Below are 16,933 nucleotides of genomic sequence, written 5' to 3' on the forward strand. Positions count from 1 at the left end.
ACAGGTCCCGTCCACAGCCTGTGGATAGCACATGTGTACGAAGGTCGCGGGCTGCCGCGCTGGGTACCCTTGATCGCGCCCCGCCCCCTCCGAGCAGGAACGACGTGGATCACGAGCGAGTCGTCCGGGACGTCACGGTCCGCCTACCGATGGCGTCGACCGCGCTGGAGGCGTGCCAGTGGACCGTCTCGGCGCTGGCCCGGCACACGCCGGCGACGGTCTCGATCCTGCTCGGGGTCCACGACTCGCTCCGCTGCGTCGCCGCCACCGGCGCCTGGCAGGTCTTCTCCACCGTGCCGGCGCAGGCCGGGGCCGACGACTCCGGCACGCCGCGCCGGGACCACCAGCGCTCGATCGTCGCGCGGGTGTACGCCTCCGGCGAGCCCGCCGTCGTCCCCGACGTGACCGCCGATCCCGACTACCTTCCGGTACGCCCCGACGTCACGGCCGAGATCTGCGTGCCGGTGCGGGACCGGGCGGGCCGCCCGCTCGGTGTGCTGGACCTCCAGTGGAGCGGCCCGGTGGAGGCGCAGCGGTGGCGGAGGACCGCCCAGCGGCTGGCCGACCGGCTCGGCGCCCGGATCGCCGCGCTCGGTGGCCCGCCGGCCGAGACCCGCAGCGAGAAGCTGCTCCGGCACACCGCCGCGATGACCAGCGCCCCCACCGACTGGGACCTGACGACGGCCGCGATCGCCGCGGCCCGGGACGTCTCGGCGCTCGCCGCCGCCGTGCTGATCCTTCCCGGCCCGCGCGAACCGCGGCTGGGCACGCCCACCGCCACCCCCGGGGCGCTGGAGGCCCGGATGCGGGCCGAGCTGGCCGAGGCCGGTCCGGCGGCGCTCGCCCGGATGATCGCCCGCGCGCACCGGCACGGGTCGGCGTACACGCTGGGCGAGGAGGGGCATCCGCCGACCGAGGACTACCTGCCGTTGACCCGGGCCGGGGCGCGCACCCTGGTGGCGGTGCCGGTCGGTCCCACGGAGGGTGGCGGCGTGCTGCTGGTCGCCGACGAGCGGCTGCTGCGCCCCGACCCGACCACGGTCAACCTGATCGAGCTGCTGGCCGGGCAGGCGTGGATCTGCCTCGACCGGCTGCGTACGCTCGCCCGGCTACGCGAGCAGGCCAGCTCGGACCCGCTCACCGGGCTGCGCCACACCGGGCCGTTCGGGCAGCGGATCGCGAGCGCCACGCCGGGGCGTACCGCCCTGCTGGCGATCGACGTGGACGGCTTCAAGGACGTCAACGACACGTACGGCCACCAGGCCGGCGACCAGCTGCTGGTGGGGCTGGCCCGGGCGCTGGAGGGTGCGCTGCGCCAGGGTGACGAGCTCTACCGCACCGGCGGCGACGAGTTCGTCGCGGTGATCGAGGTGAGCCGGCCCGAGGAGGCCGTGCGGATCGCCGAGCGGCTCACCGAGGCCGCCCGCCGCACCGGCCGGACGATCAGCGTCGGCGTCGCCCTCCCCCGCCCCGGCGAGTCCCCGGAACGAACCCTGAGCCGCGCCGACCAGGCCCTGTACGCGGTGAAACGCGACGGCCGCGACGGAGTACACCTCTCCGCCGCCTGACGCCGTCGATCATGGAGTTGTGGCACCTGACAAAGGGCTCCGATCGGGCCTTCCAGGCGCCACAACTCCATGATCGACGCGCAGGTCCGCGGCGACGCGCAGGTCAGCGGCGACGCGCGGGTCAGGGGTGGGTCAGCTCTCTCGCCAGGAGTTCGGCGATCTGGGCGGTGTTCAGGGCGGCGCCCTTGCGGAGGTTGTCGCCCGTCACGAAGAGGTCCAGGGCGCGGGGGTCGTCCACGGCGCGGCGGATGCGGCCGACCCAGGACGGGTCGGTGCCCACCGCGTCGATCGGCATGGGGAACTCGCCGGCGGCCGGGTCGTCGACCAGGATCACGCCGGGCGCGTTGCGCAGCACCTCGCGGGCGCCCTCGGCGTCGACCTCGGTGGCGAAGACCGCGTGCACGGCGACCGAGTGACCGGTCACCACCGGCACCCGGACGCAGGTCGCGGAGACCTTGAGGTCGGGCAGCCCGAGGATCTTGCGCGACTCGTTGCGCATCTTCAGCTCCTCGGACGACCAGCCGCCGTCGGCGAGCGAGCCGGCCCAGGGCACCACGTTGAGCGCGAGCGGCGCCGGGAACGGCCCCAGCTCGTCGCCGACCGCCTGCCGGACGTCGCCGGGCCGCGAGCCGAGCACCCGATCCCCGGCGATCTTGCTGAGCTGGGCGTGCAGCGCGTCCACGCCGGCCTGCCCCGCACCGGAGACCGCCTGGTACGAGGCGAGCACCAGCTCGCGCAGCCCGTACTCCCGGTGTAGCGGGGCAATCGCCACGATCATCGCCAGGGTCGTGCAGTTGGCGTTGGCGATGATCCCCTTGGGGCGGTTGCGGACCTGCTCGGGGTTGATCTCGGGAACGACGAGCGGCACGTCGCGGTCCATGCGGAACGCGCCGGAGTTGTCCACCGCGACGGCGCCCCGGCTGACGGCGATCGGTGCCCACTCGGCCGAGACCGCGTCGGGGACGTCGAACATCGCGACGTCCACGCCGTCGAACGCCTCGGGGGTGAGCGCCTGGACGGTCAGCGTCTCGCCCCGGCACTGGATCTGGCGGCCGACCGAGCGCTCGGAGGCGAGCAACCGGATCTCGCCCCACACGTTGCGGCGGGAGGAGAGGATCTGGCACATCACCGTGCCGACGGCGCCGGTCGCCCCGACCACGGCGAGGGTGGGCAGCGACGACATGCGCACTACCGCCCGGTGCCGGCGTAGACGACGGCTTCGGTGTCACCGCCCAGGTCGAAGGCGTCGTGGATGGCCCGGACCGCCTTGTCGAGGTCGGTGTCCCGGCAGACCACCGACACCCGGATCTCCGAGGTGGAGATCATCTCGATGTTCACCCCGGCCGCGCCGAGGGCGGCGAAGAAGCCGGCCGCGACACCCGGGTGCGAGCGCATGCCCGCGCCGATCAGCGACACCTTGCCGACGTGGTCGTCGTAGAGCAGGCCCTTGAACTTGACCTGCTCCTGGATCTTGCTGAGCGCGGCCATGGCCGTCGGGCCGTCGGTCTTGGGCAGCGTGAAGGAGATGTCGGTGCGGCCGGTGCCCTCGGTGGACACGTTCTGCACGATCATGTCGATGTTGATCTCGGCGCCGGCCACGGTGTCGAAGATCCGCGCGGCGGCGCCCGGCTCGTCGGGCACCCCGACAATGGTGATCTTCGCCTCGCTGCGGTCGTGGGCGACCCCGGTGATCAGTGCCTGTTCCACAGGAAGGTCCTCCATCGATCCGGTGACCATCGTGCCGGTGTTGGTCGAGTATGACGAACGGACGTGGATCGGCAAGCCTGCGCGCCGGGCGTACTCGACGCTGCGCAGGTGCAGCACCTTGGCGCCGCAGGCGGCCAGTTCCAGCATCTCCTCGTAGGTGATGTGCTTGATGTGCCGCGCGTTGGGCACGATCCGCGGGTCGGCGCTGAACACGCCGTCCACGTCGGTGTAGATCTCGCAGACGTCCGCGTCGAGTGCGGCGGCGAGGGCCACGGCCGTGGTGTCCGACCCGCCCCGGCCCAGGGTGGTCACGTCCTTGGTGTCCTGCGAGACGCCCTGGAAGCCGGCCACGATGACCACCGCGCCCTCGTCCAGCGCGCCCTTCAGGCGGCCCGGGGTGACGTCGATGATCCGCGCCCGGCCGTGCACCGAGGTGGTGAGCACGCCGGCCTGGGAGCCGGTGAACGAGCGGGCCTCGTACCCCAGGTTGTGGATGGCCATGGCGAGCAGCGCCATGGAGATCCGCTCCCCGGCGGTCAGCAGCATGTCCAGTTCGCGGCCGGGCGGCAGCGGGCTGACCTGGTTGGCCAGGTCGAGCAGCTCGTCGGTGGTGTCGCCCATGGCCGAGACCACCACGACCACGTCGTCGCCCGCCTTGCGGGCCGCCACGATGCGCTCGGCCACCCGCTTGATCCGCTCGGCGTTGGCGACGGAGGACCCGCCGTACTTCTGCACCACGAGTGCCACGACGGTGCACTCCCTCCCAGCGACGACCCTGAGCGTGCCGGCGCCGCCGGTTTCTTCGGTCCGGCGGCGCGTGTCAGACCTCCCCAGGGTATCGGGCGGCGGATGGCGCCGGGTCGGGTGATCCCACCATCCGGCCCGGCGTGGGGCGGCTCACCGGCCCCGGCCCGGCCGCGCGACACGCCGCCGGAACACCCGTGCGGCGGGCTCCCCGGAGCCCGGCCGGCACCGCAGAATGTCCCGGTGCACGCACACCGACGCGCGGCCCGGCGGCTCGCCGGCGCCCTGGCGCTCACCCTGCCGGCGCTCCTGGCCGCCTGCACCGCCGATCCGCCGAGCCGGGCCCCGACCAGCACCGCCGACCCGGTCCCGGCCGAGGTCGACGCGGCCCGGGACGAACTGGCCGCGCTGGCCGCGGCCGCGCAGGACCGGCACCTCACCGCCACGTACGCCTTCGAGCCCGGCGACGGCGCGACCCGGACGGTCACGGTGACCAGCGCGAACGACGGCACCTGGCGGGTGGACGTGCCCGGTTGGGGGCAGGGCGGCACCGTCGACGTCTCGCTCGCCGCCACCGGCGACGGGCTCTTCCAGTGCGCCCTGCCGTCGGCCGGCTGGGCGCAGCCGGCGGGCTGCGTACGCCTCGGCGACGCCGACGACGCCGTGCCCCGCAGGCTGGACCCGCGGGTGCAGCACCCGTTCACCGACTGGCTGGAGGTGCTCACCGACCGGCGCGCCCCGCTCGCCGTCTCGGCGGCCGCGCCGCTGCCCGGGGCGAGCGGCGAGTGCTACTCGGTCGAGTCGACCTCGGCCTCGCTGAACGCCCCGCTGGACGTCGGGATCTACTGCTACCTCCCGGACGGCACCCCGACGGCGGTGCGGGCCGCCTTCGGCACCCTGAAGCTGGCCGGCGAGCCGGGCCCGGCACCGGCCACCGTGCCGCTGGCCGGGCCGGTCAGCGAGGGCGGCGAGCCGGTGAGCCGGGACGCGCCGTCGCCGACCGACAGCCCGACCGCGGGAACGCCCTGACCGCGATGTCCGTTACGGGTGCTCTTCGCCACATCTGAACCCGGGCGACGGCAGGGGCAAAACACCCATCAGGGATGCTTTGCCGCATGCCTGACCTCACCCCGCTGCTCGCCTTCCGCTGGAGCCCACGCGCCTTCGACCCGGCCGCCGAGCTGACCGGGGACGAGGCCGCCTGCCTGCTGGAGGCCGCCCGCTGGGCGCCCTCGGCCGGCAACGCCCAGCCGTGGCGCTTCGCGCTCGGCCACCGGCAGGACGAGACCTGGAAGCGCATCCTGGTCAACCTGCCCGAGGGCGACCAGCGGTGGGTCCGGCACGCCGCCGCGCTGGTCGTCGGGGCGCACACCGGCGGCGACCCGGAACGGGCCGCGTACGACCTGGGCCAGGCCGTCGCCCACCTGACCGTGCAGGCCACCGCGCTGGGCCTGCACGCGCACCAGCTCACCCGCCTCGACCGCGCCGGCCTCGCCACCGAGCTGGACCTGGCGGCCGCGATCCGGCCCCTCGTGGTGGTCGCGATCGGGCGGCTCGGGGACCCGTCCGCGCTACCCGAGGACCTGCGGGACCGGGAGACCGCCCTGCGCCGCCGCCGGCCGCTGGCCACCCTCCTGCTCGCCTGATCCGTACCCGCCGGCCCGGTCACCCGCCACGGCTGGCCCGGACCAGGACCGTCGCGGCGTCGGTGTTGCGGTAGAGGACGTGCCGGCCCTGCCGGGATCGGGAGACCAGCCCGGCCGCGTGCAGCGCGGCCAGGTGCTGCGAGACGTTCCCACCCGACATCCCGGTACGCCGGGCCAGGTCGCTGGTGGTGGCCGCCACGTCGAGCAGGTGCAGCAGCGCGGCCCGGCCGGCGCCGACCACCCGGGCCAGCGCGTCACCGGGCGGCGACTCGACCGCCTCCCAGAGCGTACCCACCGCCCGGACCGGGTACGCGCCGGCCGGAAGCGAGTCCTCCAGCAGGTTCCACAGCACCCGCCGGTCGGCGAAGATGCTGGGGTTCAGCGCCAGCCCGCGCCCGCGGAGGTCGAAGTCCCGCTCGAACGGGTCGTCGCTGACCACCCGGTCGCCCAACCAGCGCAGGCTCGGGTGGAGCTGCGTGAACAGCCGACCGGCGCCGCCCTCGGCGAGCTGCGCGGCACGGTACGCGACGTCGGCGTCGAGCAGCGCCCGCATCCGCGTCCAGTCGCGGGCGATCGCCTCGTCGTACCAGACCCGCATCGCGTCGACGACGTGCGGCAGCAGCCCGCGAGGGTCGGCGAGGAGCGCCTGCCCGAACGGGCTCAGCGGCCCGCGCGGGGTGGTCGCCAGCAGGTCCTGGACCACCACGTCCGGCGGCGTCGCGGCGATCTGCGCGAGCTGATCGGTCATCTCCAGGCCCGGCCGGGCCGCCGGCGTGAGGAAGTCGGGCAGCCAGCGGCGCGGCCGGGTCAGCTCCACCAGCGGGCGGACCCGTGCGGCCACCTCCGGACGGCGCAGCGTCAGCCGGGCCCGGTCGATCCAGGGCAGGTGCACGGCGTAGCGGGCCGGATCGGCAAGGGCCCACATGCTCATGACCGTCTCGTTGGCCGGCGAGACGGCGAACCGCACTCCGGCGACGTCGGCCAGGGTGAACCGCAACTCGGACACGCGTACCCCCGCAGGCAGGATTCGGCTCAGCCTAAAAGGCTCGACCGGAACGTGGGGGGCGCGGTTCACTCACCGGCCATGGGGGCCAGAGAGACCATCCGCACCGCCGTCCACCATGTCGTGCCGCCGGCCGGGCTGACCCGCGCCCTGGCCGTGCAGGCCATGGTCTACGCCGTCGGCGGCGGCCTGTTCCAGGCCGGCAGCGCCGTGTTCTTCACCCGGGCGCTGGGGCTCAGCGCCGCCCAGGTCGGGCTGGGCCTGTCCATCGCGGCGGGGGTGTCGCTGCTGGGCACGGTGCCGCTGGGCGGGCTGACCGACCGGTACGGTCCGCAGCGGGTCTGGGTCCTCGCGCTGGTGCTGGAGGCGGCGCTCTTCGCCACGTACCCGTTCGTGGGCGGCTTCGCCGGGTTCCTCACCGTGGTGGTGGCGTTGGCCGCCGTGGACGCGGCGGCCGGCGTCGCCCGGCAGGTCTACTCGATCAACGCGTTGCCGCCGGCCGAACGGGTCACCGCGATGGCCTACCAGCGCTCCCTGCTGAATGTCGGGTTCGGGCTCGGCGCGGCGATCAGCGGCCTGGTGCTGGCGGTGGACACGATCGCGGCGTACCGGGTGATGGTCTGGTTCATCGCGGCGGTTTTCCTGGTGACGGCACTCTTCGTGCGGCGGCTGCCCCGGCTGCCCGAGGTGGCCCGCCCGGCCGAGCCGATGAGCCGGTTCGCGGTGCTGCGGGACCGGCCGTTCATGGCGGTCTCCCTGCTGTCCGGGCTGCTCACCGCGCACCAGACGCTGTACCTGACGGTGCTGCCGCTCTGGATCCTCACCCACACCGACGCCCCGAAGACGGTGATCGCCGGGCTGGTGCTGCTCAACACGATCCTCATCGTGCTGCTCCAGGTACGCGCCAGCCGGGGCGCCGACACCGCCCCGGGCGCGGCCCGGGCGTCCCGCCGGGGCGCCCTGCTGATCGCCCTGTTCTGCCTGGTCGTGCCGATCTCCGGAGTGACCCGGGGCACGCTCACCCTGGTGGTGCTGGTGGTCGCCGCGCTGCTGCTCATCGTGGCCGAGCTGGTCGAGTCCGCGGGCACCTGGGGGCTCACGGCCACCCTGCCGCCGGCCACCCAGCGCGGCGCGTACGTGGGGGCGTTCCGGCTCGGCACGCAGCTGCAGTACCTGATCGCCCCGGCCGGGCTGACCGCTCTGGGCGTGACCACCGGCGGCTGGGGCTGGTTCCCGACGGCGGCGGTCTTCGTGCTGATCGGGCTGGCGATCGTGCCCGTGGTGGCCTGGGCCGGCGGGACGCCGCGGCTGGGCGCGACGGCTCCGGAGCAGACCGTGACCCCGGTCCCATAGTCCGGACCTGGCTTCCCACCCCCCGTCTCACCACGTAGGGTGACCCTGTCATGTGGCGGGCGTTCCTTCTTCTTGGCTGCCGCGACGAGGCCTGACCGGCCGGCACCTCGTCGCGGAGTTGAACCGCGCCGTCCAGCACATCCGAACTTCCTCTCGGCACCGCCGCGCACCGTCGCCCGGCACCCGCCGACACCTTCCGATCTGCTGACGCCACATGTTCCCAGGGAGCACTCCGAGATGGCTCAACCTGTCACCGACGCCGAGACCGATCCGATCGCCCGGCAGCGCCCCAGCCGGATGCCGTTCCAGCGTTACCTGCCCTACCACCAGCAGTTCCGGTTCGACCTGCCGGACCGCGCCTGGCCCACCCGCCGCGTCGAGGCCGCGCCCCGCTGGTGCGCCGTGGACCTCCGCGACGGCAACCAGGCCCTGATCGACCCGATGTCGCCGGAGCGCAAGCGCCGGATGTTCCAGCTGCTGGTGCAGATGGGCTACAAGGAGATCGAGGTCGGCTTCCCGTCGGCCAGCCAGACCGACTACGACTTCGTACGGCAGCTGATCGAGCAGGATCTGATCCCCGAGGACGTCACCATCCAGGTGCTGACCCAGTGCCGGGAGCACCTGATCGACCGGACGTTCGAGTCGCTGCGCGGCGCCCGCCGGGCCATCGTGCACTTCTACAACTCGACCTCGACGCTCCAGCGCCGGGTGGTCTTCGGCCTGGACCGGAACGGCATCACCGACATCGCCACGTCGGGCGCCCGGCTCTGCCAGAAGTACGCCGAGATCCACACCCCGGACACCGACATCCACTACGAGTACTCGCCGGAGTCGTACACGGGCACGGAGCTGGAGTACGCGCTGGAGGTCTGCTCGGCGGTGATCGACGTGATCGACCCGACCCCGGACCGCAAGCTGATCATCAACCTGCCGGCCACGGTCGAGATGGCCATGCCGAACGTCTACGCCGACTCGATCGAGTGGATGCACCGGCACCTGCCTCGCCGGGACAGCCTGGTGCTGAGCCTGCACCCGCACAACGACCGGGGCACCGGGGTGGCCGCCGCCGAACTGGGCCTGCTGGCCGGCGCCGACCGGATCGAGGGCTGCCTGTTCGGCAACGGCGAGCGCACCGGCAACGTCGACCTGGTCACCCTGGGGCTGAACCTGTTCTCCCAGGGCATCGACCCGATGATCGACTTCTCGAACATCGACGAGGTCAAGCGCGCCGTCGAATACTGCAACCAGCTGCCGGTGCACGAGCGCCACCCGTACGCGGGCGACCTGGTCTACACGGCCTTCTCCGGCTCGCACCAGGACGCGATCAAGAAGGGCTTCGACGCGCTGCACGCCGACGCGGCGGCGGCCGGGGTGCCCGTCGACGAGTTCACCTGGGCCGTGCCCTACCTGCCCATCGACCCGAAGGACCTGGGCCGCACCTACGAGGCGGTCATCCGGGTCAACTCGCAGTCCGGCAAGGGTGGCGTCGCGTACATCATGAAGTCCGAGCACCAGCTCGACCTTCCGCGCCGCCTCCAGATCGAGTTCTCGGGCGTGGTCCAGCAGGTGACCGACCACGACGGCGGCGAGGTCGAGCCGGGCACCATGTGGGAGATCTTCGCCCGCAACTATCTGGTCGACCACCAGGTCGACCCGGCCGTCACGCTGGCCGGCTACGCCATCGGCACCGCCGAGGGCAAGGTCGAGATCGAGGCCCGGGTCGGCTACGACGGCGAGGTCCAGCCGCTCACCGCGGTCGGCAACGGCCCCATCGACGCGTACGTCAACGCGCTCCAGTCGCTGGGCGTGGCCGTGCGGGTGCTCGACTACCACGAGCACGCGCTCTCCTCCGGTGGGGACGCGCAGGCCGCCGCGTACGTCGAGTGCGAGGTGGACGGCCGGACCGTCTGGGGCGTCGGGGTCGACGCCAACATCGTGACCGCCTCGATCAAGGCGGTCACCAGCGCGGTCAACCGCGCCCGCGCCTGATCCCGCCGTGGGAAGGGCCCCCGGCCGACGGGGGCCCTTCCCGCCGCGGGCGGTGGATGAGCAGGCCGGCCAGCAGCGCGCCCACCAGCAGCAGGCCGGCGCACCAGAGCATCGCCCCGCGGAACGCGCCGGCCAGCGCGGTCTTCTGCTCGTAGCCGCTGCCGGAGAGACCGACCAGCAGCGGCAGCGCGGCCACCGCGAGCAGGCCGCCGGCCCGGGAGGCGGCGTTGTTGAAGCCGCTCGCCACCCCGGCGAACCGGTCCGCCACCGCGGCCAGGACCGACGCCGTCAGCGGCGCGACCACCAGCGTGAGCCCCGCGCCGAACAGGAGCACCCCGGGCAGCACGTCCGTCCAGTACGACGCGCCGGGGCCGACGCGGCGTAGCAGCAGCAGCCCGGCCGCGGCGACCACCGGGCCGACGGTGAGCGGCAGCCGGGGGCCGATCCGGGCGGCGAGCGCCCCGGCCCGGGCCGAACCGACGAGCAGCAGCAGTGTCATGGGCACGGTGGCCAGGCCGGTGAGCAGCGCCGACCAGCCGACGACGTTCTGCAGGTAGACGGCCAGGAAGAAGGTGAACCCGCCGAGGGCCGCGTAGACCACCACGGTGAAGACGTTCAGCACCGAGAAGAGCCGGCTGCTGAACAGCCCGGTGGGCAGCATGGCGGTGTCGCCGCGGCGCCGCTCGACCAGCACGAAGACCACCGCCCCGAGCACCCCGAGCACCGCCGCGGCCAGCACCGCCGGGGAACCGGCGCCGCGGGCCGGCGCGTCGATCAGGGCGTACGTGACGCCGCCGAGCGCCAGCGCGCCGAGCAGCGCCCCGGCCACGTCGAACCGCCGGGCGGCGGTACGCGAGGCGGCCTCGTCCCGGCTCTCCGGCACCCAGCGCAGCGCGGCGAACACCACCCCGACGGCCAGCGGCAGGTTCACGAAGAAGATCCACCGCCAGGAGAGCGCGTCGATCAGCCAGCCGCCGAGGAGCGGGCCGAGCGCGGTGGAGACGCCGGACAGCCCGGACCAGGTGCCGATGGCCCGGGCCCGGTCGTCCGGGTGGAAGCTGGCCTGGAGCACGGAGAGCGAGCCGGGGGTGAGCAGCGCCCCGCCCGCGCCCTGGAGGAACCGGGCGGCGATCAGCCAGCCGGTCCCCTGCGCGAGCCCGCAGAGCACCGACGCCGCGGCGAACCAGACCACCCCGAGCAGGAAGACCCGCCGCCGCCCGAACCGGTCGCCGAGCGCCCCGCCGAGCAGCACGAAGGCGGCCAGCATGAGCAGGTACCCGTTGATCGTCCACTGGAGACCCGCCACGGTGGCGTCCAGTTCCGCGCCGAGCCGCGGCAGCGCGACGTTGACGACGGTGGTGTCGAGGAAGACCATGCCGGAGGCGAGGACCGCGGCGAGCAGCGTGCCGCGCCCGGGGGCGGAACCGAGACGCAGCTCGGGAGCGGGTGCGGTCATGGGTAACCACTCTGCCGGGACCGCCACTCCGACGCCACGAATCTGGGAAACCGTCGCCGGGTACTGTGCGGACTCGCCCCGAGCACGCAAGCTGGAGAGGTGTCGTCTGTGCGTACGAGATCAGGAGCCCGTGCCGGGATGGTGGCCGCGCTCACCGCGGTGCTCGCCCTCGGTGCGGCCGGCTGCGTGCCGATCGACGAGCCGGACACGTCGCCGAGCAGCGCCGGCGACGTCAACCAGCAGCTCGACGAGCTGACCGTGGCCGTTGCCGGGTCGATGAAGGGCTACAGCCGGACCCGCTTCCCGCACTGGCGGGACACCGGCAAGAACTGCGACGTGCGGGACAGCGTCCTGCAGCGGGACGGCGAGAGCATCAAGCTCTCCGGCTGCAACGTGGTCGGCGGCCGTTGGGAGAGCCCGTACGACGGGCTGGCGCTGACCGATCCGGCCGACGTGGACATCGACCACGTGGTGCCGCTGGCGAATGCCTGGCGCTCCGGCGCCGACGAGTGGGACGACTCGAAGCGCGGCGACTTCGCCAACGACCTGACCCGGCCGCAGCTGGTGGCGGTTTCCCTGCGCTCCAACCGGGCAAAGGGTGACCAGGACCCGTCCCAGTGGAAGCCGCCGAACAAGGCCGTGTGGTGCCGGTACGCGGCGGACTGGGTGACGGTCAAGCACTACTGGCGGCTCACGGTGACCAGTGCCGAGAAGGCCGCTCTCACCGACATGTTGGAGGGCTGCACATGGGCGACCAAGCGGTGACCGGGTCCGGCGACGCGCCGGCGCCGGAGAGGACGCCGGACGCGACCGGTGAGGACGCCGCGGCGGCCGCCGGCGGCGGCACGGCCGCGCCGGGCCCGACGTCGGCCGGGATGACGGCCGACGGCACGCCGGCCGCCCCCGCCGACGTCTCCGGGGCCGGGATGTCGGCGGACGCCACGCCGGCCGCGCCCGCCGCGGCCCCGCCGGCGCCCGGGCCGCAGGAACGGACCAGCGACATCACCGCCGGTCCGGGCGGCGTCATGACCGACGAGGTCGGCGTGGTGACCGGCGACCTGACGCTGCGCACGGAATACGCCGACGGCCAGGTCACCCTGCGGGTGCAGTACAAGGACGCCGACGAGTGGTACGCGGTGACCGGCGGCCGGGTGCCGCTGGCCGACCCGGCCGCGCTGGACGCCGTGCACACCGTCGCGGTGGCCCTGCTCAACCGCCCCGAGGGCTGACCCGCTGCGAACGCGACGAGGCCCCTTCCCCGGTGGGGAAGGGGCCTCGCGTCGTCACGTCACGGGGTCGGGATCAGCTCGCCGGTGTCGCCCGGCGCGGCCCCGTCGTCCGGCCGGACCAGCTCCGGCTCCACCTCGTGCGGCCGGATCCGGCCGGCGGCGATGTCCTCCGCGTAGTGGCAGGCCACCCGGTGCCCGTCGAGCACCTGGCGCAGCTCCGGCCGCTCGTCGGCGCAGCGGGTCGGCTGGGCCCAGGGGCAGCGGGTGTGGAACCGGCAGCCGGCCGGCGGGTTCGTCGGCGAGGGCAGGTCGCCGGCGAGCAGGATCCGCTCGCGGCGGTCCTCCACCTGGGGGTCCGGCACCGGCACCGCCGACATGAGCGCCTTCGTGTACGGGTGCATCGGCTCCCGGTAGAGGTCGTCGCTGGACGCCTCCTCCACCAGACCGCCGAGGTACATCACCCCGACCGTGTCGGCGATGTGCCGGACCACCGCCAGGTCGTGGGCGATGATCAGGTACGTCAGGCCGTGCTCGTTCTGCAGTTCCTCCAGCAGGTTGATCACCTGGGCCTGGATGGACACGTCCAGCGCGGAGACCGGCTCGTCGGCGACGATGAGGTCCGGGTCGAGCACCAGCGCCCGGGCGATGCCGATGCGCTGCCGCTGGCCGCCGGAGAACTCGTGCGGGTACTTGCTCAGCGCCGAGGCGGGCAGGCCGACCGCGGCGAGCGCCTCGCGGAGCCGCTTGGCGGTGGCCGCCTTGTCCTTGGCCAGGCCGTGCGCCTTGAGGCCCTCGACCAGCAGCGACTCCACCGACTGGCGGGGGTCGAGGCTGGACAGCGGATCCTGGAAGATCATCTGGATCCGGCGACGCATCCTGCGCATCGACTCGCCCTTGAGCGCGCGGATGTCGGTGCCGTCGAAGACGATCTCGCCGTCGGTCGGCTCGACCAGCCGCAGCAGGCCCCGGCCCAGGGTGGACTTGCCGCACCCCGACTCGCCCACCAGCCCGTACGTCTCGCCCTTGTTGATGGAGAGCGAGACGCCGTCGACGGCGTAGACGTGACCGACGGTGCGGTCGAAGAGCACACCGCTCTTGATGGGGAAGTGGACCTTGACGTCGCGCAGTTCGACAAGTGGTCCGGTCCGCTCGGTCGACTCGGTCACGGCACCGCCACCTCCTCGGAAACGGGGTTGTTGCAGCGCAGGTCGCCGCCGGTCGCGGTGGGTTCGAGCGGAGGCGTGCCCTCCAGGCAGGCGTCCACCACGTTGTCGCAGCGGGGGGCGAACGCGCAGCCCTCGACCCACGGGATGTTGTCGGCCACCGAGCCGCGGATGGCGTGCAGCCGCTCGCCCCGCGGCGAGTCCAGCCGCGGCACCGAGTTCAGCAGCCCGTGGGTGTACGGGTGCCGCGGCCGGGCGAACAGCTCGTGCCGTTCGGCCCGCTCGACCACCTTGCCGCCGTAGAGCACGTTGACCGTGTCGCAGAGGCCGGCCACCACGCCCAGGTCGTGCGTGATCATGATGAGCGCGGTGCCGGTCTCGTCGACGAGCTGCTTGAGCAGGGTGAGGATCTGCGCCTGGATGGTCACGTCCAGCGCGGTGGTCGGCTCGTCCGCGATCAGCAGCCGCGGCTTGCAGGCCAGCGCGATGGCGATCAGCGCGCGCTGCCGCATGCCGCCGGAGATCTGGTGCGGATATTCCTTGAGCCGCCGCATCGGGTCCGGGATGCCGACGGCGTCGAGCAGCTCCCGGGCCTCCTTCATGGCCACCTTGCGGTCCATCCCGCGGTGCCGCTCCAGCACCTCGGCCACCTGGACGCCGATCGGCACGACCGGGTTCAACGAGGACAGCGGATCCTGGAAGATCATGCCGATGTCGCGGCCGCGCCGGTCGCGCATGTCGTCCGGGCGCAGCTTGAGCAGGTCGGCGCCGTCGAAGTTGACCTCGCCGGTGACCTTGTTGCCCCGCCGGGGCAGCAGGCCCATGATCGCCAGGCTGGTCACGCTCTTGCCGCAGCCGGACTCGCCGACCAGGCCCACGGTCTGCCCCGGCTCCACGCTGAAGCTCACCTTGTCGACCGCGGTGAACGGCCGCTCACCGCGACGCTGGAACACCACGCTCAGATCGCGTACGTCGAGCAGGCTCATCGGGTCACTTCCTCACCGTGCTGGTTCCTGGTCCGCATCGCCGTCACCGCCGGCTCTTCGGGTCGATCGCCTCGCGCATGCCCTCACCCAGCAGGGTGAAGCCGAGCGCGACCACGATGATCGCGATGGCCGGGAAGTAGGCCAGCTCCGGCCGGACCTCGAAGTAGCGCTGACCGTCCACACCGAGCATCAGGCCCCACTCGGCGCGGTTGATGTCGGGGTCACCGAGACCGAGGAAGGAGAGCGACGCCGCCTCCAGGATCGCGGTGGAGAGGGTCAGCGTGGCCTGCACGATCACCGCGGTCATGGCGTTGGGCAGCATGTGCCGGAGCACGATCGAGCCCTGCTTGACGCCGAGCGCGCGGGCGGCCAGCACGTGGTCGCTCTCCCGCTGGGCGAGCATCGAACCGCGCAACAGCCTTGCGAAGATCGGCACGTTGACGATCGCCACCGCCAGGATGACCGTCCACTGGCTGGATCGGCTGGCCATGGCCACCAGGCTGATGGCCAGCAGCAGGGCCGGCAGCGCCAGCATCACGTCGGTGAAGCGCATCAGGATGTTGTCGACCCAGCCGCCGAAGGCACCGGCGATCGCGCCGATCAGCACGCCCAGGGCCAACCCGATGAGCGTGGCGAGCACGCCGACGAAGAGGGTCTGCCGGCTGCCGTGGATCATGCGGGACAGGAAGTCCCGGCCGAGCGGGTCGGAGCCGAGCGGGAACTCGCTGCTGGCCCCGGGGATGCTGTCGACGGTGAGATTCTTCGTCAGCTCGTCGAAGCGCTGCGCGGGGTCGTGGGGCGCGAGCAGCGGCGCGAAGATGGCGATCAGGATGAACAGCGCCACGATGGACGCGCCGACGATCGCCGTCGGGTTGCGCCGCAGCCGGCGGAAGGCGTCCCGGACCAGGCTCACGCCGCCCTTTTCGGCGGTGGCCTGGGCCAGCTGCTCCAGCCGGGCGCGCTTGCGCTCGCCGAGCCGGTCGATGCCGCGCGGCAGGGTGCCCTCGCGCTTCTCCTCGACGGCTTCGGGGTCCACGCTCTCGCGCGGGGTGCCCACCGTGGGCCGGGTGATCGGGTCACTCATCGCACACGCACCCTCGGGTCGATGAAGGCGTAGGAGAGGTCGACCAGGAGGTTGACCACCACGAAGACCAGTGCGGCCAGCAGGATCAGCGCCTGGAGCACCGGGTAGTCGCGGCCACCGCTGATCGAGTTGTAGATCAGCGTGCCCAGGCCGCCCCAGTTGTAGACCCGCTCGGTGAGCACCGCGCCGGAGAGCAGCGCGCCGGTCTGCAGGCCGATGGTGGTGACCACCGGCAGGAGGGCGTTGCGCAGGATGTGCCGGCCCCGGATCGTCTTGTGGCGCAGGCCCTTCGCCTCGGCCGTGCGGACGAAGTCCTCGTTGAGCACGTCGAGCACGCTGGCCCGGGTGATCCGGACGATCACCGCGAGCGGGATGGTGGCCAGGGTGAGCGCCGGCAGGATGAGGTGCCACAGCGCGTCGGCGGTGGCGTCGAACTCGCGGGTGAGCAGCCCGTCGAGGACGAAGAAGCCGGTGACGTTCGTGTTGTCCACCCCGGTGCTGATCCGGCCCGAGGGCGGGAACCAGTGCATGTTCTGGGTGAACACGTCCTTGAGCAGGTAGCCCAGGAAGAAGATCGGGATCGAGATGCCGAGCAGGGTGCCGGCGATGCTCAGGTTGTCGAGCAGCCGGCCGCGGTGCCGGGCGGCCAGGTAGCCGAGCGGCACGCCGAGCCCGATGGCGATGATCATGGCGGCCGCGGCCAGCTCGATGGTGGCCGGGAAGGCGCGGCCGATCACCTCGGTGACCGGGTCGCCGCTCCGGATCGAGTTGCCGAAGTCGCCGGTCAGCAGCCGCTGCATGAACTTGGCGTACTGCACCAGGATCGGCTGGTCGTAGCCGAGGGCCTTCACCAGCAGGGCGCGCCGCTCCGGCGTCGCCCGCTCACCGAGCAGCGCCTCGATCGGACCGCCGGGGAGGTTCCGCAGCCAGACGAAGACCAGCAGGGACAGCCCTATCAGGGTCACCACCAGCTGCAGCAGGCGGCGGACTATGACTCGCAACATC

At 73.1% G+C, this 16,933-nt stretch carries 15 protein-coding genes; 7 read left to right on the forward strand and 8 right to left on the reverse strand.

Features of this window, described 5'->3' with window-relative positions:
* Positions 1-104 precede the first annotated feature (104 nt).
* Positions 105-1,568 (forward strand): diguanylate cyclase, encoded by a 1,464-nt coding sequence (locus tag GCE86_RS24330; RefSeq protein ID WP_154229068.1) that lies wholly within the window; start codon positions 105-107, stop codon positions 1,566-1,568.
* A 121-nt stretch (positions 1,569-1,689) separates the two neighbouring features.
* On the opposite strand, the gene GCE86_RS24335 is transcribed toward GCE86_RS24330, so the two are convergent.
* Both GCE86_RS24335 and GCE86_RS24340 read right to left on the reverse strand, forming a co-directional pair.
* A complete protein-coding gene (locus tag GCE86_RS24335; protein WP_154229069.1) occupies positions 1,690-2,751 on the reverse strand; it encodes an aspartate-semialdehyde dehydrogenase in 1,062 nt (353 codons plus the stop codon).
* A 5-nt stretch (positions 2,752-2,756) separates the two neighbouring features.
* Positions 2,757-4,022: an aspartate kinase gene (locus tag GCE86_RS24340; protein WP_091266848.1), complete on the reverse strand. Its 1,266-nt coding sequence runs from the start codon at positions 4,020-4,022 to the stop codon at positions 2,757-2,759.
* Positions 4,023-4,262: 240 nt separating this feature from the next.
* Here GCE86_RS24340 and GCE86_RS24345 point away from each other — a divergent pair, with 240 nt between their 5' ends.
* A complete protein-coding gene (locus GCE86_RS24345; RefSeq protein WP_244317055.1) occupies positions 4,263-5,048 on the forward strand; it encodes a hypothetical protein in 786 nt (261 codons plus the stop codon).
* A gap of 86 nt (positions 5,049-5,134) precedes the next feature.
* Complete coding sequence (locus tag GCE86_RS24350; RefSeq protein ID WP_154229070.1) at positions 5,135-5,665, forward strand: nitroreductase family protein; 531 nt, start codon at positions 5,135-5,137, stop codon at positions 5,663-5,665.
* Positions 5,666-5,684: 19 nt separating this feature from the next.
* Here the strand turns inward: GCE86_RS24350 and GCE86_RS24355 are convergent, their stop codons facing one another.
* Positions 5,685-6,671 carry an ArsR/SmtB family transcription factor gene (locus GCE86_RS24355; RefSeq protein WP_154229071.1) on the reverse strand — a complete coding sequence of 329 codons (987 nt, stop codon included), beginning with the start codon at positions 6,669-6,671 and terminating at the stop codon, positions 5,685-5,687.
* A 78-nt stretch (positions 6,672-6,749) separates the two neighbouring features.
* On the opposite strand from GCE86_RS24355, the gene GCE86_RS24360 reads away from it, so the two are divergent.
* Both GCE86_RS24360 and leuA read left to right on the forward strand, forming a co-directional pair.
* Entirely contained in the window at positions 6,750-8,021 is a 1,272-nt protein-coding gene (locus GCE86_RS24360) for an MFS transporter (RefSeq protein WP_154229072.1), read from the forward strand.
* 237 nt (positions 8,022-8,258) lie between these two features.
* Complete coding sequence (gene leuA / locus GCE86_RS24365; protein ID WP_154229073.1) at positions 8,259-10,010, forward strand: 2-isopropylmalate synthase; 1,752 nt, start codon at positions 8,259-8,261, stop codon at positions 10,008-10,010.
* Here the strand turns inward: leuA and GCE86_RS24370 are convergent.
* Entirely contained in the window at positions 9,991-11,466 is a 1,476-nt protein-coding gene (locus GCE86_RS24370) for an MFS transporter (protein ID WP_154229074.1), read from the reverse strand. The genes leuA and GCE86_RS24370 overlap by 20 nt on opposite strands.
* 138 nt (positions 11,467-11,604) lie before the next feature.
* Here GCE86_RS24370 and GCE86_RS24375 point away from each other — a divergent pair, with 138 nt between their 5' ends.
* Together GCE86_RS24375 and GCE86_RS24380 are read left to right on the forward strand one after the other, a co-directional pair.
* The gene (locus GCE86_RS24375) at positions 11,605-12,231 is read left to right on the forward strand and encodes an HNH endonuclease family protein (RefSeq protein ID WP_204343316.1); all 627 of its coding nucleotides are present in this window, start codon (positions 11,605-11,607) and stop codon (positions 12,229-12,231) included.
* Positions 12,213-12,695 carry a hypothetical protein gene (locus tag GCE86_RS24380; protein ID WP_154229076.1) on the forward strand — a complete coding sequence of 161 codons (483 nt, stop codon included), beginning with the start codon at positions 12,213-12,215 and terminating at the stop codon, positions 12,693-12,695. Before GCE86_RS24375 ends, GCE86_RS24380 begins: the two co-directional genes overlap by 19 nt.
* Positions 12,696-12,754: 59 nt before the next feature.
* On the opposite strand, the gene GCE86_RS24385 is transcribed toward GCE86_RS24380, so the two are convergent.
* Genes GCE86_RS24385 through GCE86_RS24400 form a run of 4 tightly spaced genes read right to left on the reverse strand, consistent with a single transcriptional unit; the run spans position 12,755 to position 16,932 of the window.
* Positions 12,755-13,861 (reverse strand): ABC transporter ATP-binding protein, encoded by a 1,107-nt coding sequence (locus GCE86_RS24385; RefSeq protein WP_154229077.1) that lies wholly within the window; start codon positions 13,859-13,861, stop codon positions 12,755-12,757.
* Complete coding sequence (locus tag GCE86_RS24390; RefSeq protein WP_091266818.1) at positions 13,858-14,844, reverse strand: ABC transporter ATP-binding protein; 987 nt, start codon at positions 14,842-14,844, stop codon at positions 13,858-13,860. Before GCE86_RS24390 ends, GCE86_RS24385 begins: the two co-directional genes overlap by 4 nt.
* A 43-nt stretch (positions 14,845-14,887) precedes the next feature.
* Positions 14,888-15,928 carry an ABC transporter permease gene (locus GCE86_RS24395; RefSeq protein WP_154229078.1) on the reverse strand — a complete coding sequence of 347 codons (1,041 nt, stop codon included), beginning with the start codon at positions 15,926-15,928 and terminating at the stop codon, positions 14,888-14,890.
* Entirely contained in the window at positions 15,925-16,932 is a 1,008-nt protein-coding gene (locus GCE86_RS24400) for an ABC transporter permease (protein WP_154229079.1), read from the reverse strand. Before GCE86_RS24400 ends, GCE86_RS24395 begins: the two co-directional genes overlap by 4 nt.
* Between the last annotated feature and the right edge of the window lies 1 nt (position 16,933).

This window comes from Micromonospora terminaliae, from assembly GCF_009671205.1.
Classification (GTDB): Bacteria; Actinomycetota; Actinomycetes; order Mycobacteriales; family Micromonosporaceae; genus Micromonospora; species Micromonospora terminaliae.